This is a genomic window from Thermoplasma sp., assembly GCF_008709555.1.
Classification (GTDB): Archaea; Thermoplasmatota; Thermoplasmata; order Thermoplasmatales; family Thermoplasmataceae; genus Thermoplasma.
Genome location: NZ_VYIJ01000006.1, coordinates 15,162 through 37,802, shown reverse-complemented (window position 1 = coordinate 37,802; position 22,641 = coordinate 15,162). Strand labels below are relative to the sequence as shown.

Sequence of the window (22,641 nt, the reverse complement as noted above, 5' to 3'; positions counted from 1 at the left end):
CAGGCGATCCAGGAAATGTGCAGCATATGCATGAATATCCTGGCATAGCCCGAGATGGCCCATTACAGGTTTTTGGGCAAAACAGAGGTATGGTTATGGTAGTAAAAGTAGGTGACAAGGCTCCGGACTTCGAGGCTCCGGACACAAATCTGAAGATGAGAAAGCTCTCCGATTTCAAGGGTCAGAAGGTTGTTCTGGCCTTCTTCCCTGGTGCGTTCACCAGCGTGTGTACAAAGGAGATGTGCACGTTCAGGGATTCTATGGCGAACTTCAATAAGGTGAATGCCAAGGTCATAGGCATAAGCGTCGATTCTCCATTTTCTCTGGCTGAATTCGCAAAGAAGAACAATCTGACATTTGACCTCATCAGCGATTCGAACAGGGAGATATCGAAGAAGTATGGCGTATTACACGAAAACTTCGTGAACGTACCTGGCCTTACCGCATCAAAGAGGTCGGTCTTCGTCATAGACAGGGACGGTATAGTAAGGTATGCCTGGATAAGCGATGATCCTGGAAAGGAACCGAACTACAAGGAGATACAGGATTTCGTTGCCAAGCTGAACTGATTCAGAAAAATACTACAGATATCCAATAGATCTTTTAATGGCAGCACGCCATGAAAAATATATCTTTCTTTTTTTGTACTACAGGTTAGGTTTCAAACTCAAATGTTATAAAGATATAGTCATTGCTTGTCTTCAGAATACCACTGGCTCCTCTTTTTTGAATTCTTCTTCATCACTTACCGATGACAGCTTCGTTACACCCAAGACAAACATGACAACAGATATCGCAATGGCGATGATCCAGAACATCACACTTGCTTCAACATACATCGATCTGTCTACGATCACATAGAGATCTGTGTACACGACACCACCATCCAAGACTGTGTGCATCGATGAAGATATAATATAAGTGAATCTGCCTAAACCTCGCAGCTGCCCCCATTTCATGAACGTAGCCGTACCTGGATGAAACAGGATCGATGACACTACGTTGAGAGACACAAGAATCCACTCAAATCCAGATATGCTCATGGATCCGTGGATATCTATCAGAGGCTCGAAATACATTTCAAGTGAGAGTATCGCTATATCCACTGCGGAGAAACCGAGCCCGATGAAGAAGGCCATATATCTTGTTCTTGTGTCAACAGCAATGAATGTGAATCCCTCCTGTATGAAGCCGGCCGTGATCCCTATATAGAGAGAATACAAGATCGAATTTTTTAGTTCAAACGATGATAGCCGATCAACAAGGCCTGACACGGTGAAGTGATCCCTGGTCAGGAACAAGAGGGCAGGTATCTCCTGTACGATATCCTGCACAACCAGCGCGATTATCATGAAAAGTACACCAACACCGACCGCTGCCAATGCCTCCCTGCGATCGATGCTGTTGAACATTCTCGTCCAATCACCGTTTCAAGATAGACCTACACGCTGTACGTTATCCGTCACGTCTTCAACGACAACTGCCGTCCCGTAAGCTACTATCTCGGTCATGACCTGGCCTATGTCTGAGGAATCAAACCTGACGTTTATCACTGCGTTGGCACCAATCTGCTCTGCCGCGCTCTGAAGTCTTTCCATCGCCGTGTTCCTTGCATCGGAAAGCATCTTTGTGTATTCCTTTATCTCGCCACCGGCCAGCGATCGAATACCGGCCACTAGATTGCCGCCAAGCCCCCTACTCCTGACGGTTATGCCCCATATTGTTCCGAAGACCTTAACTATGCGCTTTCCCGGTATGTATTCCGTGTTTACCATAATGACATCAGACATAATCCTGCCTCTCCCTATTTTTTCTAATAAATATAGAACATATATATTTAAAAGTTTCCTGATAAAAAATGAAAAGCGATCTCTTGTTTTTAGTCTAAAAGAACACCAATATGCTTTTATCTCTGAAGCTTGGAATTTCTTGCATCGCCAGCATCCATCGGAGTTGCCCCTCTGGGGATGCCAGCGCTCCCTGCCTACAGCCCCATTTTCATACAATTGTCCACGCAAAAGCAATACAGAAACAGATCAATGACGGTGTATATTATGTTCGAAAATATTTCAATTAAAAAAACATAAGTAGTAAATATTATCAATAGAAATCTTCATGACTGATATGACCGATAGCGGAGTCCACCTCCCATCCTTATTTTTTCGTTTTCTGGCTTCAAGAACCCTATCAAGCATCCTTGTTATGGCATTCATAACATTCTACATGTGGGCGGTGGTGAACAGGTAACATTCGGTCTTTCTCTCTGGAATTCTGATAACAATCTATCTTGCTGTTGAGATCGCTCTTTCTTTCCCAATAGGGCATCTGATCGACCGGATGAACAATACGATCCTTAATGCCATTCCAAGCGTCTTGATGATCATTGGATTGATGTTCATCCTTGGCCATTATAACCTGTTGATGCTTTATTCTTCCACATTGTTGATAGTTTCTGGACTCACAGTAAAGGTCGATTCGTTTTCTGCCATTATGAAGAAACATCTTCATGAAAACTCGTTCAAAAAGGCCGTATCCGTAAACTATGCTACGGTCAGCGGATCATCCATCATGGGAACTCTGCTTGGCGGTATGTCAATCGTATATCTTACTGATTTCTTTAATTATATTCTTATAATTATAGCATCATTGTCCCTCATCTTGTCTATACCAGTGCATGAAACATTCAATAAAAATGAATCCAGCAAATCAAGCACCAGAAATGAAATCAGGTCGATCGGATCATTCCTCCTGAAGATCACCGGGTTTCTGATCTTGGCATTCTTCATAAATGGCCTCTTAATATCTATGGATACCTATTCTGCTGGTCTTTTCAATCTGGTTCTAAGAGCTTCACCCATATATCATACCCTATTTAATATGAGCTTTCCAATTGGCCAGATCGCAGGTACGCCAATGGCTTCTACTGGTTATTTCAAGGATGACAAACCAATTGTGATTGCTATGTTGATGTTTGTGTTCTGTCCGATGGTGGCAATTATTGCCATCGGCAGATCACCTTTGATGGATATTATCGACGCTTTCATAATGGGCTTCGTGCTGCCTATTATCAACATCCCGATAAATACAAAACTCATGCAGGCTATTCCACAGGCAATCTACGGCAGAGTGATGGCATTTATCAAAATATTCGCAAGTGGATCAACGCCAGCTCTAGGAGTCTTGTTTTCCGCTGTTTCTATATTCTTTAGCATACCAACAGTTCTGATCTGGGTTTCAATATTGACAGTACCCCTGGCCATATATGCGACCATAGCGATACCAAAATTTTTCAATATCGCTTCCAGAGACGTGCATGAGAAAGAAAGCGTATAACGGATATTGATAAGCAGATCCGATAGGTTTATTATCATATTTAATCAACAATAACACCATGCTGTTCTCAGTAACCTCATGTCATCATTTTGACATAAAAATGAGACCATATTTCGAATTATCTTATTCCAAAGAATAGATTTCAGCTATCCTATTTGAGGCGGCCTTACAAGCATATAGGCATGAAACTGACCCGGTAAAAACAACAGAAATCTCGTACGAAGATCCAAAGGATATGCCAGACTGGAGATGACTTAATATGGATTTAGGGGCTCTTATTTAACCCTATTAGATGGGTTTTAACTGCCAATTGAAATATTTACATATAGCCATGTATCATTGCCCGATATCCAGAGAAAGACAGACAAAGATGCACGTGATTGCAAAGCAGGTATTCCTGAAGGATTAAAGTCCTTGTCCGGAACAACCTTAAAATACGGTGACTTGCTCTCGCGGAATCACCAGAATGAGGAATGACTTTGAAACCGGCGCAAAAAGTGACGGCCCTCATTTATTTATAACTCAAAGTATATCAGAAGAGTTCCATTTTTTCCTCTTATCGATCAATCCGACTGCTGTTATATTGGAATGGTAACTAGTTGATTTAATCCTAGGCATCATTTCTATTCGGCTAGGTTGTGGTTTCCGCTAATCCTGTTAACAACCACCTTCTGGAGCTATCATCTTACTGACGCTTAAGCTCCACGGATGCAAACCAGAATCTTATATCCCGTCTGCAAGCACTTCGCAGTATCATTATATGCTGGCAGTCTGCCATGAATGAAAAACGCTATCTTAGAATGGAAGAGATCTGAGATAATTGTTTCTCTAATAAACTGCAAATCCTAGGTATTACATCGTTATCAAGGATGAATATCTTTTTCAATCCTCAGTAGTTTCATGACATGTCTCTATTGAACTGTTGTTTCTTCGGGAATACAGTTTCATTGATGACAAATAACTTGAACGTTAAGTGTTTCCTTTTTATGCCCGTAATGGATCAAATAACCTATCTGCCCTTATAGTTGATTGCGTAATAATACTGGTTATATAAATTATTATTTGAATTTAATTAAATATACTATATCCTCAACTAGCGCCATCATTTCCGTTAATATATCCTAAATCCAGACATAACTGAATCCGGACCAAGGAGTACCATAAACGCTGTTAAGTCTCTTTTGCCTAGCATTCTTCCAGTAACGGTATATGCGGGTCCGAGGGGATTTGGACCCCTGACCTATGGATTAAGAGTCCATCGCTCTACCTAGCTAAGCTACGGACCCACAGAGCAAAAGCGGATTAAATCGAGCGATAAAAACTTTCCCATATTTTCAGACCATTCATCTGGATCTGTCTGTGCTTCATACCCTGTTGCTGATGGAAAACTTCTCCGTGAGAAGTTTCCTGCACCTTTCATGGAAAGTTTCCAGCGTGTCATCGTTCACTATCATGTAGTCTGCTAGGGCGATAACGTTGCCTATTCCCCATGAGAGCTCTCTTGTATCGCGTTCTATGAGTTCCTCCATCGTCCTGATATCGTCTGGCCTGTCCCTCTTCACTATCCTGCTGAACCTGTCTTTCCTGCTGGCAAATATGGCAACAACATACGGATTCTCAGAAAACCTTGAGAAATACTGGAGTTCCTCATAGTTTCTCAGGCCATCTATCACGGTGCGCCCATCGTCGGTTATCTTCTCAGCGGTTCTGACCGCCCATATATCCATACCGTATTTCTTCCTCTCCGACGTGGCAAATGATCCTATCTCATGGTCTATCTCGGGAATACCCGCCCTCTTTGCAAATTCACGTACGGTGTTGCCCATATGCAGATCCATGAAGCCCAGGCTTCTCGCCACTTTGACGAATTCATCCTTCCCCGCGCCTGGCATACCGGTGACTACTATCATTTCTCTGCCGTATTATCAAGCATCATATGAAATTTCGTCTAGATGTTCTGATCAGCTGATAAGGCCCATACTTCGCATTTTTATTGAAAAATTGACCTCTAACCCAATGCCATTCACTGCACGATCATGGCCGCCCATACCTCGCTTGGCGTTCTGTTCTTTGCCTTAAGGTACCTCTGCCAGTAATTGTCTATGAACTGTACCGGTACCCTTATCTCGAGGTTCCTGCCTATCAAACCACGTTCAAACCTGTATTCAACATCATGAAGTATGATCTCTGTTATGGAATGCGTTGTGAACGGATAGTACGCGTGGTTATCCTTATCCACCAGTATCCAGATGGAGTTCCTCCTCTTCATCTCGAAGCTTATCATGTTGAGTATTTCGTTTCTTATCCTGGGCCCAAAGGTTTCACTTGACATGATCATGCCATAGAGCGTTTCTGATCCTATCTTCCTGTCTCCTATTGGTAGATCCATTATGTGAAACTCTCCATTCTGGGAACCTATGACCTTGATGTATCTATAGTCGTTTTTCCTGTTCTTTATCTTCAGATCTATGTCCTCGTTTTCGTAAGCCTTAACGAATACTATCCTGTCACCGAACTGATAAAGTATATGTGCGGCAACTGATATCCTCCCATCATTTCCATCGATCTCGCCACTTTCTTTGAGAAGCCTTCGTACATCGCCCTTCTTAACAATTATCGGTTTCATCTTCAACACTTTCTGGGGGAGAACACTTACGTTTGCTAATTAAAACTGGCTTTAAAAAATTTACCCGGGTCTATTTCGGAAAGGTAATAATAAAAAGACATAAAATTATATCAAAGTTAGACAAATTGCATCTCTATATCTATTACGAATAGGTATTCCTATATATGACATCCCTGTGTACTGAACAAATCTTTTATATTAAGTGAAAATGACCCATGGATATCAATGAAAACTTACATAAAGGTCTCATTTTCGAGCGAGGGTGCGAGACCTAGTGAGGTCATAAACAGACTGAGATCGCTTGGTTTCAAGCCAGTAATAGGGGAACAGGACATGGTATACGAATGGGGAAATGGCGCCACACCAGAGGATGCCATCTGGTTCGCAGACAAGATCCACGCTACACTTGCTGGCTTCAATGTCCTGTTTGAGATAGAAACCGTCAGCGACTGATCTGGAATCTCCTTATATTTCCACAGATAGGACACCTTACAGTGACAAGATTTTTCTTTATTCTGACTACCTGGTTTCTGTAGGGATTCTTGCACTTCTTGCAGTATCCTCTCTTTATCCCTGCTGGAAGCGTTATGTCCATGCGAAGGGCAATCCGTTCCATCTGTATTATGTAGCGCTTATCTCCCGTTCTGAGGGCGAAATCGTAAAGCTTTTCTATGCGTCTCTTCGCTATTGCGTCCACATCTTTCTTTGTTATCAACATCCAATAATAGTTATTAGTTTCATAATAATTTCCCCGCATGATAAGGTTGGCAGCAATAGATGTCGATGGTACACTAACCGATAAGGATCGACTAATATCGACGGCCGCAATCGAGAGCATAAGGGCGGCTGAGAGGAACGGCCTCATAGTTTCTCTGCTGAGCGGCAACGTCATTCCCGTGGTCTACGCACTGAAGATCTTTCTCGGCATAAACGGACCGGTGTTCGGCGAGAACGGCGGCATAATGTTCGATAACGACGGCTCCATACAGAAGTTCTTCAGCAACGATGAGACTAACAGATTCCTAGAGGAGATGTCAAAGAAAACCTCAATGAGGAGCATACTGACCAACCGTTGGAGGGAGGCATCGACAGGCTTCGATATAGACCCGAAGGATGTGGATTACGTCAGAAAGGAGGCTGAATCCAGGGGGCTTGTTATATTCTACAGCGGCTACTCATGGCATCTGATGAACCGCGGCGAGGATAAAGCCTTCGCTGTAAACAAGCTCAGAGAGAAATACTCACTCGGTTATGATGAGATACTGGTGATCGGCGATTCCAATAACGACATGCCCATGTTCCAGCTACCCGTAAGGAAGGCCTGCCCGGCAAATGCCACGGAGAACATAAAGGCCATGAGCGATTTCATATCAGACTATTCCTACGGAGAGGAAATAGGCCAGATATTCGATCACTTTGGGCTCATATGAAAATGTTAAAAATTTATTGCCGTTATGGGATCAGACTATCTCCGGCTGGAATGGCTTTATAAGTCCCTTTTCAGCTGCCCGCCTGTAATAAAGTTCGAGGGCCTTTTTACCGGTTTCACCAAAGTTTATGGAGAGTTCGTTCACGTACATCCTGACGAACCTCTTCTCCATCTCCAGATCAGTGTACCTGGCGTACTGCATTGCATATTTCACCGCCTCGTCTTCATGTGCCATTGCGTACCTGATCGATCTCTCAAAGTCGTCCAAAAATCCTGATATGACGTCCTTCGGCAGATCCTTGCGTATTGCATTGAAACCAAGCGGTACCGGGAGGTTTCCGGCATAGCTCCTCCATGCCTCATATATATCGAAGACCTTCTTCAGGCCATGTTTCTCGTATGTCAGCTGTTCATCATGTATAAGTATGCCTGCGTCGACCTCTCCGTTCAGTATGGCCTCCGGGATCCTGTCGAACCTGATCTCAACGTATTCTCTGGCCTCCGGCCCGAACATCCGGTATAGCAGGTATGATGAGGTCATGAACCCTGGCACACCCATCCGTGATCTGGACAGATCAACGTCGTGTGCCGCGACCACCATCGGTCCGTAGCTTATGCCAAAACTCGCTCCGGATCTGGTGAGCATGTACCTGTCGCTCACCTGCACGTATCCATTCGCTGATAATGCAGTAACATCATAAATTGCATTCTTCGATTCCCTGTTCAGCGTCTCTATATCCTTTATGACCTGATCATACTCAAGCTTCGTCCTTATTTTCCCCTGAAACATGGCATAGAACATGAATGCATCGTCTGGATCAGGGGTGTGTGCAACTGTTATCCTCATAACACGTTATAGCGTCATGACATAATATTTTTTTACCGGTGCATGATGATAGCTTCATCGGAGATACTTGGGATGATTAACCAGAAGCCAGCTTTAGGGAGATTCAAGATTGCAATTCCAAGGGAACACGGGCTCATCGTTGTCTGGGCCAATACGATGATTATCTCCATCATCTCAAGCTACAGACCATCCGCATATGGAATCATAACGTTCTTAATCATGCTAACGACGTTCTTCATCTACGATCCAGTACTGTCAGCGCTCAGGATATGGAAGGCCGGGAGGAATCCATTGAAATTTCTTGCGGAAAACCACCTGCATGTTGTCTTTCTGGGATTCCTGCTGCTTGCCTGGATTGCGTATATCGCCGTGATAGGCGTACTGCCGTATACATCGATGCTCGCCTTCGCCATCTTTCTTATCGTCTATGCAGTACTTTTCAGGTACGGCGAGAGAAAGCTCTACACACGTATATTATCAATACTCACGCTGACATCCATGTTCCTCATCGTATCGTCCGCATTCCAGCATTCCATAACCATGCGGATCTTGATAATATTCCTGATACTGAGCACCGGAGAGATGCTAATGGGATCTGGGCCGGTTGAGATAGCCAACTCAAGGATAATGAAGATCAGGTTTGAGAGACTCTTCGCTGAACGCATCGTGCCTGTTTACGTATCATCAATGATCCTGATCCTGCCTGTTCTTATCCTGACCGGCAGGTATGCCTTCTACGTCTTCGCCTCGATATTCACTGTAGCGGCCGCATCAGATGTCGCCATGAAGAACATGCCCATGAAGCGCGTGGGTTTCATAGCAACAGGATTCAACATCGCCATACTCATATCTATTCTTGTGATCTATAGATGAAATCGTGCATCACTGTACATATGACCCCTTTGCCATCCTGCCCAGAAGGTATATGAAGACCGGCACACCTATCATTCCGGTCACTATGCCTATGGGTATAACCTCACCGTGGATTATGATCTTTGAGATGTCATTTGCGGCCATCAGAAATATTGAACCGAAGACCGCGGATGTTGGTATGACGTATCTGTTCGACCCGCCGTATATGAGCCTTGATACATGCGGCATGATCAGTCCGACGAACCCAATGAGCCCGGATACGGATACCACTGCTGATGTACTCAGCGTGACGAGCGCTATGAGGATGGCCTTTGTCCTCTCCACATTTACTCCTATGGAATGCGCGTGCTCGTCCCCCATCTGCAGTGCATCGATCTCGCTCCTGAGGAGGTATATGCCTATAGATGAGAAGAGAACGATTGGTATGAGTGCAACGATCTCGGACCAGCTTATGGTCTCTATGGATCCAAGGAGCCAGAAATACTCACTGCCTGCCAGATTCACATCTGAGAATATTATGAATGATACTATAGATGAAGAGAAGAAGGAAAGTGAGATGCCGATCAGAAGAAGGAACGTTGGCGGAGCCCTGCCATGCCTGAATGATATGAGATATACTATGGCAACCGTGACCGTGCTGAACAGGAAAGCGTTTATTTCGAGCGTGTAGTATCCAAGAAAGGAAAGTGAAAGAGCTATGCTGAGCACAGCACCGAGCGCGGCACCGCTGGATATGCCGATGATGTACGGTTCAGTTATCGGGTTTCTGAATATGCTCTGGACCACGGAACCGCCAATGGCCAGCGTAGACCCAACTATTATGGCGCCGATCACCTGCGGCTCCCTCAGCTCCGTTATTATGAGATAATCGTTCCTTGGAACTGCGAAGTGATGCAATGAGGAGAGAATGGGTATCTGATCCCATATTATCTCAACTGTCCTCCTGACAGATATGGATATGCTGCCTATACCCAGCGAGATCACCGATACCAGTACCAGTATAAGGATACTCGAAACTGCAACCGGTACCTTCAGAACCTTTCCGTGGTATCGTATGTCAGAGAACACCAATCAATCCCCCTTTATGTTACTTAAATCAGTTTCACCATAATAAAGATCGCTATCTTAATATATTGAAGTGAGTTTACTGAAACTGAAATTAATTTGGTGAAATTCATGAACAGAAATTCCGTAGTGGCCATCGCAATCATAATTGTTGTTGTCGTGGCTGGTGTTTCATACTTTTACTACAGGGAGAACATAGGCACAACCGACGTGGCGCAGGTCTATGCACCTAACGCGAAGCTGCCATTCACGCACCCGCTGACAAGAATCGTATCACTGCTGCCCAGCATAACGGTCAATCTCTACGCGCTGGGAGCTGAGAAGGATCTGGTCGGCATAAGCACGTACACTACCTATCCGAAGAATCTTAGCATACCCATTGTGGGTGAGTTGGACACAGTCAATTATGAGGAACTTCTGAACGTGTCCCCACAGGCGGTGATAACCATACCTTCATACTACCCGCAGGACGTTATAACGAAGATCCTTGACATGGGCATACCGGTGATCGAGGTCGGCCAGAACAACTTCACACAGATAGAGCAGCAGATCCTGGAACTCGGAAACATAACGGGGACACAGAAGAACGCGACAGAAATAGTGCAGTGGATGCAGACCTCGCTGATGTACCTGCACCAGAATGCCACCGAACTGTCCCATGGGAAGAGGATGAGCATATTCTACCTTCTGAGCACAGAGGGCGGTTACTGGACAGCCGGCAACCAGACCTTCATAAACGACTTCTTCAACATAGCCGATCTGCAAAACATCGCCAACGAATCAGGCTATTACACCGTTCCTGGCTCCATGATACTCAATGATTCTCCAGACATAATACTCCTGGATCAGTACGTAAATTCATCTGTCATGAAGACGGCCCCGTTCGACCAGACAAACGCGTATAAGAACAATATGTACTTCACAATATTCGACGACAACTACTTCAACCAGCCGGCGTTCAGATCCGTGTACGCTGTCCAGTGGCTCATAGACGAGGTCTACAACACCACGGTGAACGTACCAGCTTTCCCCATTCAACTGGCAGATAACCCTGCTCCCTCATCATTCTGAAAAACGGTTCATTATCTGAATACCATCATTTTTTCAAACACAATTTTTACATAAAAGGTTTCATGTAGAGGACGGATGCATTCACAGACCAATCGATACAACGGCGTAGAGCGAAATCAGCGTCAGAACAAGAACTGGAAGCGCGGCTATGAAGCCTATCTTCATGTAATATGCTGGGGTTATCTCTATGCCATGCTTTCTCTTCAGGGTGTACATCCAGAGCAGGGTTGCCAGCGACCCTATTGGCGTGAACTTAGGGCCGATATCGTTTCCTATCACGTTTGCGTACATCAGAAATCTGTTTCCATTTAGATTTGAAACCGTGAGTACGCCCATCATGGTGGATGGCAGGTTATTCATCGCACCTGCGAGGAAACCGAAGAAGAGACCACCGATCACTGTATACGCCGGGTTCCCCAGATACATTGCCGATCGCATGAGATCGGTTAGAAGGCTGGTGAGGCCGGCGTTTCCGAAGCCATAGACAACGACATACATGCCAAGGGAGAACAGGACTATCTGCCATGGTGCTTCCTTTAGCACAAGGTTGGTGTTTATCTTACCATTAACGCGTGCCATATAGAGCAATATCAGAGCAGCGGGGAGAGCTATGAAGCTCACGGGAACGCTGTCAAAGCTTGATACGAAATAGGCAATAACGACCAGTATTATGAACGGGAATGCGAGCCTGAATATCTGCCTGTCCGTTATTACCTTATCTTCGTCCCCCACATCAGCAGGGCTGTACCTGACAGACGCCTCTTTCCTGTATATTATCAGGAGCATTGCCAGGCTTGCTAGGACACTCACGGCATCAGGTATTATCATGGTTTCAGCGTACTGAGCGAATGATACCCCAAAGTATCCTGCCCCTATTATGTTAACGAGGTTGCTTATTATGAAAGGAAGACTTGAAGAATCTGCTATGAAACCAGTTGCCATTATGAATGCCGTTGCCCTCTTCCTGTCCATTCCTGTCCTCGCGGTTATTGCGGATACTATGGGCGTGAGGACAAGCGCTGTGCCGTCGTTGGCAAAGAATGCGGAAATGGCTGCACCAAGAAGCACTATGAATACGAAGAGCTTGAGCCCGTTCCCGCCTGCAAGCTTGGATATTTTTATGGCATAGTATTCGAAGAAACCCGAGTAGTCGAATACCAGTGACATTATTATTATGGCAACGAAGGTGAATGTTGGATTCCAGATGATATCCCAGACCTTCAGTATGTCCTCTGGTGTGGAAATGCCGACAAGGATCGATACAAGTGCACCTATCAGAGCTGAATAGCCTATATCGAGCTTCCATGGCTTGATTATCACAAGGATGAGTGTGAAAGCAAAAACTGCGGCTGCAAGGATGAGACGGAACAATACCACCGCACAGTATCCTCACTGCTTATAAAAATTTGATATATTAACTGAAATGTAAATTATTTTATGGAAATAAAAAGGTGTTGTTTTGAAAACTTATTTTCTCTGAGCTATTGGAACGAACTTCCTCTCAGCCGGACCAACGTATACGGCCCTCGGCCTTATGAGTCTCTGTTGTTCCTCTACGTACTCGATGAAGTGGGCCTGCCATCCGGTGACCCTGGACAGAGCGAATAGAGCAGTGTAAATATTGTTCCTCAGCGGGAATCCTATCGACATGTACACTATTCCAGAGAAGTAGTCTGTGTTTGGATATATACCCTTGGAACCGAATGTCTTGACTCCGAGATCCTCAAGCTTCGTCGCTATCTCGTATATCTTGTGTACCTCCGGTTTTTTGCTGGACAGTTTCTCTGCAATACCCTTGAATATCTTCGCCCTCGGATCGTATGTCTTGTAAACTCTGTGACCAAAGCCCATCAACCTCTTCTTTCCGTTTATTATGTTATCGTTGAACCACTTCTCAACAGCAGATGGATCCTTGATCTCGTCGAACTGGGCGATCGCCGCCTCTGCCGCGCCGCCGTGCAGCGGGCCCTTCAGAGCCGCGAGCGCAGCCGTTATGCCAGAGTACATGTCCGATAAAGTAGATACAGCAACGAGACCGGCCGTAGTGGAAGCAGGCACCTCGTGGTCCGTGTAGAGTATCAGTGCCGTGTTCATGGCGTCTATCTCTTCCTTCGTGGCCTTCCGGCCGAAGGCAGCATTCAGGAAGCTCTCGGCGTAGCTGTCCGATGGCTTTGGAAGCTCCGCTGGCATGTTCATTATATGCCTGTAGACGTTCACGGTGATCGCGGACATCCTGCCTATCATCTCTGCGGCAACATCCCTGTCAGTATCCTTGTTCCACTTGAATTTTGTTTCCGATGCGGCCATGGCTGCCACCGCTGCCATCTGCATCGCCACAGAGTCCGACTCCCTTGGAAGCTGCCTTATTGCATTTATCACGAAGTCCGGTATCTTGTAGCCCTTCTGCACGGTCTCCTTATATTTCCTCAGCTCCTGCTCCGTAGGCAGATTCCCATACAGAAAGAGATACTGTATCTCCTCATCCTGAGCTCCAGAGGCGATTATATCCTCGACGGAATAACCGCCATATCTCAGAATACCCTTGTTCCCATCGATGGTCGTGAGCCTCGTCCATTTTATATTGACATCCTCAAGCCCCTTGCTAATCTCTTCAGTTTCTGGCATTAAAGCACCTCTACATATATGATATCTTTTAACGCTATTTGAAATTTCGTCGTATAATTCCATTATCGGTATACATAATTTAATTTTCAAATAAATAGATTAAAAATATACTATTTAGTCACCATGCATATGAATTTGATACAGCGAAGAACAATCCATGCGTGAAATAAGATTAATACGCCGAAGCGGTAGATCAAACAAGTGGAACGAAGTGATCAGAGACAAGTACGGAAATCTGGTTATGATGAAATATAAAAACGATTCGGATCTTGAGCGTTCCGCAACCGATCTGATCAGGGACATTTACGGGAAGAAGATAATAATTTACACTCCTGGACACGCGAGGATGGCGAACAGGATCGCGGTGGAAGTTCCTGACACCGATCTCTTCGAGATCGCCGATTTCTCAAAGATGATAGTGGACAGCGTCAGGAGATCCAGGAATCTTGGGCACCAGCTGGCGTCTGAGATATTCGGCGAGGAGGCCTCTTTCCGCGGTATAAACATATTTCTGGTAGGTTACGACAGGCTGATGATCTTTGATTTCAACGGCCCAAATCCTGAGTTCACAACGGAGTTCATGAGATCGTTCCTGTCGATGGTGGATCCCCGTACCAACGATAACCACCTTTACTTCCTTTCGTCCAGATCGAACAGTGTGATTGAGGATGTCCTGTCCTTATCCATGCTGATCGCATGAACCATTATCTCCTGCGGCGATCTATGAAGAACACGAAGGCCGTTATCATTGCACCTATGATTATTCCCGCACCAAGGTAATAGTCATAGTTTCCGCTGTAGGTATACGTTTCTATATATTGAACAGGCTGATCGTTGACCACGATGCTTGCACTCTGTGCTGATGCCCTGTAGCCTGGTATCCTAGCAAACTGGGCCGGATACTGGCCGTTGGGAAGCAGTATCGATATTGTTGTGCTGTTGGAATAGTACGCCCTGCCGTCTATGACCACATACCATGAGGAACCTGCAGGCAGGCCTGTTTCCCTTATCACGACGGTGTATAGCTCCTCCGGGAAAGTCACATTCACGATAATAGATCTTCCATTGACGGAAACGTAGCCTGATACCGCTGTGTAGTTGTTTGGCGGCGCAAACACAGAGTATGAATACGTCCCGTTTGGAAGGTTCACTATGAGATCCTGCGAGGTTGATGAGTAGAGGTTCCCAGCTATATCCAGGTACCATGTCTCATTCCTTACGTAGTTCATCGCGCGGAACACGATCCCATAGGTCATGACCTGCTTCACGTATACGTTCACCACACTCATATTTTTATAGGATAGCGCGTATCCAGAATAGCTGCTGATGTATCCTGGAGGCAGGAACACTGCGTAGGTTGTGTTTCCGAAGTTGAACTCCGTGACATTTATGTACCTTCCGGAGCTGACGTAGTATATGCCGTCCGCAACGATCTCCCAGCTGGCTCCAGTCGGAAGCCCATGGATCACGAATGACAGCTCATAGATGAAATACACGAGCGGATGGTAATCGTATCCACTCTGTATGTATCCGCTCTCGTTCCATGGTGGCGTTATCAGAGGGGATCCCCAGTAGTTTCCGCCCTCATATCCTCCATCCACGATGCTTCCGTTTAGGTCGAAGCCATCAACACTGATCGTGTAATTTACGGGCTCAACAGAAGAGATGTTCCAGTTATCATGATACGTGGCATTGGAATCAGTATAGATGTTGAAGTCCGGTGAATACGCTATGTCGTACTGCGTGAAGGCGTTGTTGTATATCAGGTTGCCGGAGGAATCTATGAAGATCCCGACTGTTCCGTTTCCGTTTTCAGACACGTACTGATCGGGAAAATAGTTACCCCATACCGTGTTGTTCTCGTTTGTTGAGTTCCTTCCGTATATGAGAAGTGATGAGTAGTATGGGGGCTGGAGCTCTCCTGATATGGCATGGACCGAATAGAAGATGTTGTCTGCGATCAGATCGTTTGAAGAGTTCCAGACCATGAGGTTCGCCACTATGAAACCTTTCATCGTCTCAGGGAACCAGCCCGTTATATTCAGACCTCCAACTATGGATACGTTTGAAGTCCCGTAAAGGACTATGCCCATCCAGTTTGTATCGCTGAGACCATGGCCATTAAGCATGCCTTCGTACTGGGTTCCATAGGTTATCCGGAACGAGCTGGCGTTTTCGATATCCATGTGGTAATCCACGTTTATTATGGAGATGCCAGGGAACACCGGAAACAGGTAATCGTTCAGAACACCGAAGAGGGAAGATACAGATACCGACTGGCCAAAGGACATGATGAACGGGTTCTCCGATGTCCCATTGCCAGAGAATGCATAAAAGATGGCTTCGCTGTAGTTCTCAATCAGCACAGGCGTGTATATCTCCCCGGTTCTGGGGCTTTTAAGAAGCACCGCTGAATCACTCACATTGTTCACGTATTCCGGCTGATAGAAATTCCTCAGCACGGCAATTGAATAATCCCCATCCGGAAGGACGAAGCTGAAATGCGTGCCATTATAAGGTGCCCATGAGGCTGAGATATTGCTGAATTGCGTACCTGGGCTCACGAATATGTAACCGTAAGGTTCAGCACTGCCGGATATTCTTCTCTCACCACCAGACACATTCCAGAGCCCATAAACCAGAGATGGACCGGGCTGCAGCGTTGCGGTATGACCGTACCAGCCCACATCGATGCCGTAAGATGTTTCACCGGTATCCACGCCTGCATCATAGGCTGATGCAGCTGGAACGAATGATGCAGAAGTTGTGTTGTACAGGTAAAGGGCCATCGTGCCGTTGATCTCATAGACGTCCACGTTGCTGCCTCCACCCGGCCCGGTTATGGCCATTTCAGCATCGTAAAGCAGTCCAGATGGCGATGGAGAATACCCCGAGATCATGAACTCCGCCGGCGAAGAAGCTTCTTCAGATGAATTGAACGTGACCTTATCGTACACTCCAGGTCTGATCACCTTGCCGTTATGCAGACTATAATTGAAGTAGACCACATCGTTTCCATTCTGAAGGGTTGAATTAAGGTACAGCTCCAGAATAAAGGGGAAAGACACGTTCATGGTCGGCCCGATATCATAGTAGTAAACTCCCGGCACAAGCTTACCGTCGCCATGGAGTGCGTTCGGAGTCATGTTGAATGCCTGGCTTGAGAAATTCCATATGTTGTCTATGAAGGTGAGCTGATGCGTCCTAGTCGAATATATCACGACGTTTTGCGTCCAAAAAGAGTATGAGGAATTTCCGAAGAGATCGACGCCATGGAGTACAGCATTGAGCTGTACTGCGAAGCTGTAGGGTTGATCATCGTATGGATAGAATACCTGCGTGCTGTTAAGATCGGCGACCCCCATCACCCCTGTAGTATTGATGGAATATGGTACGATGCCACTGCTTGAATTCTTGAGGCCAACATCCGAAACACCCATTGGAGCGGGACTAATGGGATAGGTGATCGTGATGTGACCGGCCGATGAATAATCATTCATCGCGTTGAAATTTGGCAGGAAAGCGTACCTGCTGCTCAGATTCAGACTGCCTATCCTGGACAGGATCTGACCCTCCTGGGATTCATTAGGAACATTCGTTTCATAATGATGCACACCGGCAGGCGATGCGTGAAGCGGAAAAGCTGCCATCGAAGATCCGGCGAGAGCAATGATGACCAGAAATATGACGAGTATCTTCTGCGACGTGATCGTCTAAAAGAAAAATGGATATAAAAAGATGTGGAGCCTTCGCTTCACTCCTCCCTGTCATCCCGTATGTGCAGGTCTATGGTAAGATAAGGCTCCAGACCCTTCAGTATCCTGTTAACAGCCTTCTCAAGGTGTTCCTGCAACGTAGAATATGATATGCCGAATTCCCTGGCCATCTCGCCTATCTGAACTCTCTTCGGTGTGTCGAAGTATCCCATGTGGTATGCATTGACCAGATACTTCAGCTGCTTTGTAGTCAGACCAGAGAGCAGATCCGACATTGAGACGGCGTAGGTATCCCTCACAAGTTCAGGCTTTATCTCTGACTTCTTGACGACATTGGCGTCACCTATTTTCCCGAACTCATCGAATATCGACAGGAAGCTCTCCGACACAGGGGATATGAGTGAAAGTTTCTCATGGCCGCTCTGATAGTAAACCGGAGCCTTCCACATGAGGTTCTTTGATTCTGCCTTCCTTATCGTGGAATTTAAAGCGTTGCACCTGCATAGAAGCATTACGGACAAACTCCCCTTTCCCTCAGTTTTGTATATCACATGCGTGTTCAGTTCTCTCTCGATCTCCGGGAGGAAGCTATCCACCTTCTTCAGATCCTCATCTTTTCCGTAAAATTCAAGGTAGTCGACGGCAGAGTTGCACCACCTGTAAAAACTGACATCCGGGAAGAGTTTACTGAGTCTGCAGAATGGCAGATCATTCACAAGATCGAACTCGATCTCCTCCATACCGTCACATACCGGCATCACTTATATATCTTTCATCGTATTCATAAACATGGTGATAAAAAATGGTTTCACTGATAGTGGAGCACAGATGGAAGGAAAAGAACCAGGATGAGGCCTTCAAGGTAGTTGGAAGCATCATTGATATGCAGAAGAACGGCAAGCTGCCGGCTGGGTTCACGCTCAAGTCCGTGAACGTCATAGGCAATGAGAGGATGGCCATATGTGAGTGGGAGGCGCCAAGCCTGGAAGACTTCAGGAGCCTGATGGAGAAGGTGAATCCCCCCACGAAGCATGAGATCTTCGCCACACAGAAGCTTCTGTGATACTATGTTTATTTGAATATATTTCAAATATTTTAAAAAATTTAATATTGTGCTTTTCCATTTTTTAAATACATGAAAGAACTTCAGTGCCCCCAGTGCGGCAGTCTTGTTCCAGAAGGTACCGAACAGTGCCCGGTGTGCGGATACAGGTTTCCTGCCGTAGAGGACAACAGCTGGAAGGCCGCATTTGTGCGTATATTCTCAAGGCAGCGGGTACTCACAATGGTCCTTGTGTTCGTTGCGGAGCTTGCGCTTATGTTCGCACTCACGGCTCTGCCCATGTCAGGATCGACGGCGAGCCAGATCGTGAATCAGAACGAGCCGAGCCTGCAGTCCGTGAGGTCCCTCCCCTTGATAGTGAGATCCTTCTCCATATTCTCCCACAACTACGAGATCGCAACGATAGAGATCATACCGGTCATAGGGCAGATATTCTTCATAATATCAACCTATTCCACCGCCATAGTGCTTAATGCACTTGCCATATCTGAAGGAGTGACCGGGCCGCTTGCACTCCTATCGCTTCTTCTCCTACCATACTCATGGCTTGAGCTTCCTTCGTATGCCATAGCTTCCACGGAAGGGGCTTTCCTGATCGCCTCTATCTTCAGGCGGTCCTTCAGGAAGGAGGTCAAGACCGCCATAATAGTTTGGCTGATGGTGGGACTGGAGCTCCTCACCGCCGGCATATTCGAGTCCTGGACAATAGCATTGGAGAGATCCAACAATTTTGCGGTACTTTTTTTGACATGGATACCGTACGTTGTGGTAGTCGCCGTGTTCGTGATGCTGGTCCGATATGGCGTTAAACGCTTCAGATCCGACCTGAAAAGAAATGCATGATGAAATCAAGCCATATCCCTGTCAACTTTTTTAAATGGAAAGGATATATAGCACCGTGCTTGTCATAATTGGAGATTTCATCGCATTCGTAATAGCCATAGTGCTGACACTGATAATAGCATCTGTTCCTGTGTGGATCGCCGGTAAACTGGTATCGAGGCGATCGACATTCGGTCAAGCCATGGCTGCCACGCTACTGTCCATCATAATATTTTATGTCTTCTTCTTTATCTTCTCCCTGTTCACGCCCTTCATAGGGATAATATTTGGATTCATTGGATCGCTCTGGGTATTCAAGGAGGTCTACGGCATCGGCTGGATTGATTCACTGGCGCTCGCAATAATAGCCATATTCATAGCGGTTGTAATATCACTGCTGCTAGGCGTATTCCTCTTCCCGATCATACACATAGGAATGATACACGGGCACTTTGTTGGATCCCCATACATTAGGACGCAGATGGGCATAATATGAATTCTGGCGCTCGAAAAAGCAAAATATAAATGATTGGTCTTCAACTTCTCAGGGGTGATGCTCTGATCGGACGATCAGAGGAATTCGTTTTCGGACGCGGCCAAATATCTCCTCACCGCTTCTATTCCAGACAGCATGGCCCGGTAGATGTCGTACTGATTTTTCTCATGTATGCTTATATCGTAGTGATCCGAGGAATCAACTATGGTTACACCGTATTTCTTCGCGATCTCAATGTACGCCTTCTTCCTAGCCCTGTCAAGACTGCTCAGGCTGTAGGAAGATAGGTATACCCTGTGTTCGCTCGCATATTTCAATGCAAGGTCGTGATACATGTAAACGTTTGAGTCTATCCAGATCTCATTCCTGTCCGGAAGATCGGGATAGACCATGTCCGGAAGGCAGTATATTCCATCCCCACTGTACCTCTCTCCGACTCTAATATCTACTCCGTATTTCGCAAGTGCCTTCCCGTAATAGTCAATCAACCTTCTAAACTCCTGAGCCTTGGACGCATCGAATATATCGTTGAGCTGGCCGCCTATCCTGTCCTCCTTTTCATAGAGTATCACTTTCAGTCCAGACTTTGAAGCGTACAGCGATGCCTCTAGACCCTTTATGCCGGCACCAGCTATGACAATTTCTCCGCTGTACATCTTCCTTGGTTCAGGAACTACGAAGTACGGATTCACAGTGCAGCGTACCTCTCCATACGCCAGGTTCCTGCATCCCTGGTTGCATCTTATGCATGGCCTTATTCCATCATTTCTGGTCAGGATCTTGATGGAGAAGTATGGATCTGCAAGCATGCCCCTGCCGATGGCCGCGAAATCAGCCACGGATAGCACGCGGTCAACATCCTCGCCGGAAGTTATGGAACCTGCAATGATCAGCGTTTTGCCAGCTTTGCCCCTGATCTTCTGGAATATGTGCGCATGCGGAGAATAGAATGAAGCTGATGAACCTGGAGGTTCGTTGTTCCCTGCTGACACATGAACATAGTCGATGTTCTTGAGCGATTCAACAACCTTCATACCATAATCAGGGCCGTATCCGTCGTTCTCGTCCTCGTACAGGCTTATCCTTATGCCAACCGGCAAATCTACCTCAGACCTTACTGCTTCTATTACCTCCTGCGGAAACCTCATCCTGTTCTCGAAGGAACCGCCATACCTGTCGGTGCGCCTGTTCCACCATGGCGATATGAATTCATCCACGAGGTATCCATGGGCACCGTGTATCTCTATACCATCGAAGCCGGATCTTTCGGCTATCTTTGCGGCTCTCCTGTAGGCGTATATTACGTCCTCTATGTCAGAAAGATCCATCTCACGGGCTGCTGGATCGAACGATGTCTTCGACGGCGCTATCTTGTATTCGTTGATGGAACCAATGGCCTTTGCTCCAGCATGCACCAGCTGCACAAACACCCTGGAACCATGCGCATGTATCCTCTCCGTCAGCCTGGAGAACTTTGGAATCTGCCTCTCATCGTACATGCCCATCTGGTTCCTTGATCCGATGCCGGATCTCCTGTCAACATAGGTGTATTCTGTGATGATCAGGCCGGCCCCGCCTTTTGCCCTCTCCTCGAGGTATGATATGTGGTTCTCGTTGGTGTTGCCATCAGGATCGGCCATGTTCGATATCATCGGGGACATGACAAGCCTGTTGGGTATTCTGACGCTTCCTATGTAACCTGGTTCCGCTGCTGAGACCAACCTGCAATCACCTCAGTGATCTGTATATTGCTGCTATGTCCTCTTCACCGTATCCCAAATCCATGAGGTATCTGAATATCTGGAGCGCCAGAGAAGCCATGGGAAGCACCACATGTCTTTCAGCCGCAAGCTTGTCAACTATCTCCATGTCCTTGAGCATGTTCCTGATGGAAAACTGAACGCTGTAGTCTCCGGAGATCATCTTCGGAACCTTCAGCTCCGATGTTGGCGACCTTGCGCTTGAGTACTTCGTGAGGACGTCTGTTATCACATCATCCGGAATGCCGTTCTTTCTACCGAATTTCACCGCCTCTGCAAGTGATGCCATGTATGATCCAAGAAATAGGTTGTTCACCAGCTTGGCGTAAAGGCCAGAACCGTTGCCGCCGATGTATACGACCTGGTTTGCCGTTGCGGATAGTAGATCCCGTACATCATCGAAGCCAGATCTATCGCCACCAACAAGTACCACAAGCGCCTTCCTCTCCACAGCGATGGATGTGCCTATCACCGGTGCATCGTACATCTTTCCGCCTTTTTCCTTTATGGTATTTGCCACCTCTACTGATGTCTCTGGCGATATCGTGGACATGTCTATGAATAGCTTTCCGCGGGCATCAGCAGCCATCTTTGAATATACTTCCTGCACCGATCCGTCATCGTATAGCATCGTCACTATGACATCGCTATTTCTCACCGCTTCGCTTAGATCAGTGTAATATTTGACCTTCAGGGCTGATGCGGTGTTTCTCGCCTTATCGGCATTCCGGTCATAAACACCTGCCAGCTTTCCCGCCGAGGCAAAGTTGGATGCAATCCTTGAACCCATGACACCCAGACCTGCAAGAAGAACTCTGTTCTGCATGGCGTCTCAATTAATTCATACTATACTAAAATTACCGTTCTGCGATTTGGCAATAACGTCATTAGACATGCGCCTTATGCATCAGACCG

22 protein-coding genes, 1 tRNA gene and 1 pseudogene are annotated in these 22,641 nt (G+C 46.3%); 10 read left to right on the top strand and 14 right to left on the bottom strand.

From position 1 onward, the window contains the following. The first annotated feature begins 95 nt into the window (after positions 1–95). A complete protein-coding gene (locus tag F6Q11_RS03610; protein WP_297026340.1) occupies positions 96–569 on the top strand; it encodes a peroxiredoxin in 474 nt (157 codons plus the stop codon). A gap of 132 nt (positions 570–701) precedes the next feature. Here the strand turns inward: F6Q11_RS03610 and F6Q11_RS03605 are convergent, their stop codons facing one another. Both F6Q11_RS03605 and F6Q11_RS03600 read right to left on the bottom strand, forming a co-directional pair. After that, positions 702–1,412, bottom strand: coding sequence for a hypothetical protein (locus F6Q11_RS03605; protein ID WP_297026339.1), 711 nt, complete (start codon positions 1,410–1,412; stop codon positions 702–704). An 18-nt stretch (positions 1,413–1,430) separates the two neighbouring features. After that, positions 1,431–1,790, bottom strand: coding sequence for a heavy metal-binding domain-containing protein (locus F6Q11_RS03600; RefSeq protein ID WP_297026338.1), 360 nt, complete (start codon positions 1,788–1,790; stop codon positions 1,431–1,433). Between the two features lie 472 nt (positions 1,791–2,262). Between F6Q11_RS03600 and F6Q11_RS03595 the strand changes: the two are divergent. Continuing rightward, positions 2,263–3,333, top strand: a pseudogene (locus tag F6Q11_RS03595) (MFS transporter); the annotation flags it as partial. Positions 3,334–4,545: 1,212 nt separating this feature from the next. Here F6Q11_RS03595 and F6Q11_RS03590 read toward each other — a convergent pair. From F6Q11_RS03590 to F6Q11_RS03580, 3 genes are all read right to left on the bottom strand, one after another. Continuing rightward, positions 4,546–4,619: transfer RNA gene (locus F6Q11_RS03590), tRNA-Lys, on the bottom strand. A gap of 78 nt (positions 4,620–4,697) precedes the next feature. Next, a complete protein-coding gene (locus tag F6Q11_RS03585) occupies positions 4,698–5,243 on the bottom strand; it encodes a dephospho-CoA kinase (protein ID WP_297026337.1) in 546 nt (181 codons plus the stop codon). 113 nt (positions 5,244–5,356) lie between these two features. Then, positions 5,357–5,959 carry a hypothetical protein gene (locus F6Q11_RS03580; RefSeq protein ID WP_297026336.1) on the bottom strand — a complete coding sequence of 201 codons (603 nt, stop codon included), beginning with the start codon at positions 5,957–5,959 and terminating at the stop codon, positions 5,357–5,359. A 225-nt stretch (positions 5,960–6,184) separates the two neighbouring features. On the opposite strand from F6Q11_RS03580, the gene F6Q11_RS03575 reads away from it, so the two are divergent. Then, the gene (locus tag F6Q11_RS03575) at positions 6,185–6,412 is read left to right on the top strand and encodes a hypothetical protein (RefSeq protein ID WP_110642509.1); all 228 of its coding nucleotides are present in this window, start codon (positions 6,185–6,187) and stop codon (positions 6,410–6,412) included. Here F6Q11_RS03575 and F6Q11_RS03570 read toward each other — a convergent pair. Beyond that, the gene (locus tag F6Q11_RS03570) at positions 6,402–6,677 is read right to left on the bottom strand and encodes a ribonuclease P (RefSeq protein WP_297026335.1); all 276 of its coding nucleotides are present in this window, start codon (positions 6,675–6,677) and stop codon (positions 6,402–6,404) included. The genes F6Q11_RS03575 and F6Q11_RS03570 overlap by 11 nt on opposite strands. A gap of 37 nt (positions 6,678–6,714) precedes the next feature. Here F6Q11_RS03570 and F6Q11_RS03565 point away from each other — a divergent pair, with 37 nt between their 5' ends. Continuing rightward, complete coding sequence (locus F6Q11_RS03565) at positions 6,715–7,389, top strand: phosphoglycolate phosphatase (RefSeq protein ID WP_297026334.1); 675 nt, start codon at positions 6,715–6,717, stop codon at positions 7,387–7,389. Between the two features lie 30 nt (positions 7,390–7,419). On the opposite strand, the gene F6Q11_RS03560 is transcribed toward F6Q11_RS03565, so the two are convergent. After that, a complete protein-coding gene (locus F6Q11_RS03560; protein ID WP_297026333.1) occupies positions 7,420–8,235 on the bottom strand; it encodes a menaquinone biosynthesis family protein in 816 nt (271 codons plus the stop codon). A 42-nt stretch (positions 8,236–8,277) separates the two neighbouring features. On the opposite strand from F6Q11_RS03560, the gene F6Q11_RS03555 reads away from it, so the two are divergent. Beyond that, complete coding sequence (locus F6Q11_RS03555) at positions 8,278–9,108, top strand: hypothetical protein (RefSeq protein WP_297026332.1); 831 nt, start codon at positions 8,278–8,280, stop codon at positions 9,106–9,108. A gap of 9 nt (positions 9,109–9,117) precedes the next feature. Here the strand turns inward: F6Q11_RS03555 and F6Q11_RS03550 are convergent, their stop codons facing one another. Continuing rightward, complete coding sequence (locus tag F6Q11_RS03550; protein ID WP_297026380.1) at positions 9,118–10,176, bottom strand: iron ABC transporter permease; 1,059 nt, start codon at positions 10,174–10,176, stop codon at positions 9,118–9,120. 108 nt (positions 10,177–10,284) lie between these two features. Here F6Q11_RS03550 and F6Q11_RS03545 point away from each other — a divergent pair, with 108 nt between their 5' ends. Then, positions 10,285–11,244: an ABC transporter substrate-binding protein gene (locus tag F6Q11_RS03545; RefSeq protein WP_297026331.1), complete on the top strand. Its 960-nt coding sequence runs from the start codon at positions 10,285–10,287 to the stop codon at positions 11,242–11,244. A gap of 81 nt (positions 11,245–11,325) precedes the next feature. On the opposite strand, the gene F6Q11_RS03540 is transcribed toward F6Q11_RS03545, so the two are convergent. Beyond that, the gene (locus F6Q11_RS03540) at positions 11,326–12,621 is read right to left on the bottom strand and encodes an arsenic transporter (RefSeq protein WP_297026330.1); all 1,296 of its coding nucleotides are present in this window, start codon (positions 12,619–12,621) and stop codon (positions 11,326–11,328) included. Between the two features lie 90 nt (positions 12,622–12,711). Then, entirely contained in the window at positions 12,712–13,869 is a 1,158-nt protein-coding gene (gltA, locus tag F6Q11_RS03535) for a citrate synthase (RefSeq protein WP_297026329.1), read from the bottom strand. A 211-nt stretch (positions 13,870–14,080) separates the two neighbouring features. Between gltA and F6Q11_RS03530 the strand changes: the two genes are divergently transcribed. After that, a complete protein-coding gene (locus F6Q11_RS03530) occupies positions 14,081–14,569 on the top strand; it encodes a hypothetical protein (RefSeq protein ID WP_297026328.1) in 489 nt (162 codons plus the stop codon). A gap of 4 nt (positions 14,570–14,573) precedes the next feature. Here F6Q11_RS03530 and F6Q11_RS03525 read toward each other — a convergent pair whose 3' ends face one another. Together F6Q11_RS03525 and F6Q11_RS03520 are read right to left on the bottom strand one after the other, a co-directional pair. Then, positions 14,574–17,519 carry a thermopsin family protease gene (locus F6Q11_RS03525; protein ID WP_297026327.1) on the bottom strand — a complete coding sequence of 982 codons (2,946 nt, stop codon included), beginning with the start codon at positions 17,517–17,519 and terminating at the stop codon, positions 14,574–14,576. 104 nt (positions 17,520–17,623) lie between these two features. Then, entirely contained in the window at positions 17,624–18,325 is a 702-nt protein-coding gene (locus F6Q11_RS03520) for a helix-turn-helix domain-containing protein (RefSeq protein ID WP_297026326.1), read from the bottom strand. A 62-nt stretch (positions 18,326–18,387) separates the two neighbouring features. On the opposite strand from F6Q11_RS03520, the gene F6Q11_RS03515 reads away from it, so the two are divergent. The 3 genes from F6Q11_RS03515 to F6Q11_RS03505 all read left to right on the top strand — a co-directional run bounded on the left by F6Q11_RS03515 (position 18,388) and on the right by F6Q11_RS03505 (position 19,966). Continuing rightward, positions 18,388–18,648 (top strand): hypothetical protein, encoded by a 261-nt coding sequence (locus F6Q11_RS03515; protein WP_297026325.1) that lies wholly within the window; start codon positions 18,388–18,390, stop codon positions 18,646–18,648. Positions 18,649–18,720: 72 nt separating this feature from the next. Next, a complete protein-coding gene (locus F6Q11_RS03510) occupies positions 18,721–19,491 on the top strand; it encodes a zinc ribbon domain-containing protein (RefSeq protein WP_297026324.1) in 771 nt (256 codons plus the stop codon). A 34-nt stretch (positions 19,492–19,525) separates the two neighbouring features. Continuing rightward, positions 19,526–19,966, top strand: a complete 441-nt coding sequence (locus F6Q11_RS03505; RefSeq protein WP_297026323.1) for a hypothetical protein — start codon at positions 19,526–19,528, stop codon at positions 19,964–19,966. Positions 19,967–20,040: 74 nt separating this feature from the next. On the opposite strand, the gene F6Q11_RS03500 is transcribed toward F6Q11_RS03505, so the two are convergent. Together F6Q11_RS03500 and F6Q11_RS03495 are read right to left on the bottom strand one after the other, a co-directional pair. Then, on the bottom strand, positions 20,041–21,687 hold the full coding sequence (locus F6Q11_RS03500) for an NAD(P)-binding protein (protein WP_297026322.1): 1,647 nt from the start codon (positions 21,685–21,687) through the stop codon (positions 20,041–20,043). A gap of 7 nt (positions 21,688–21,694) precedes the next feature. Further along, complete coding sequence (locus F6Q11_RS03495; RefSeq protein WP_297026321.1) at positions 21,695–22,552, bottom strand: NAD(P)-dependent oxidoreductase; 858 nt, start codon at positions 22,550–22,552, stop codon at positions 21,695–21,697. Positions 22,553–22,641: the final 89 nt, after the last annotated feature.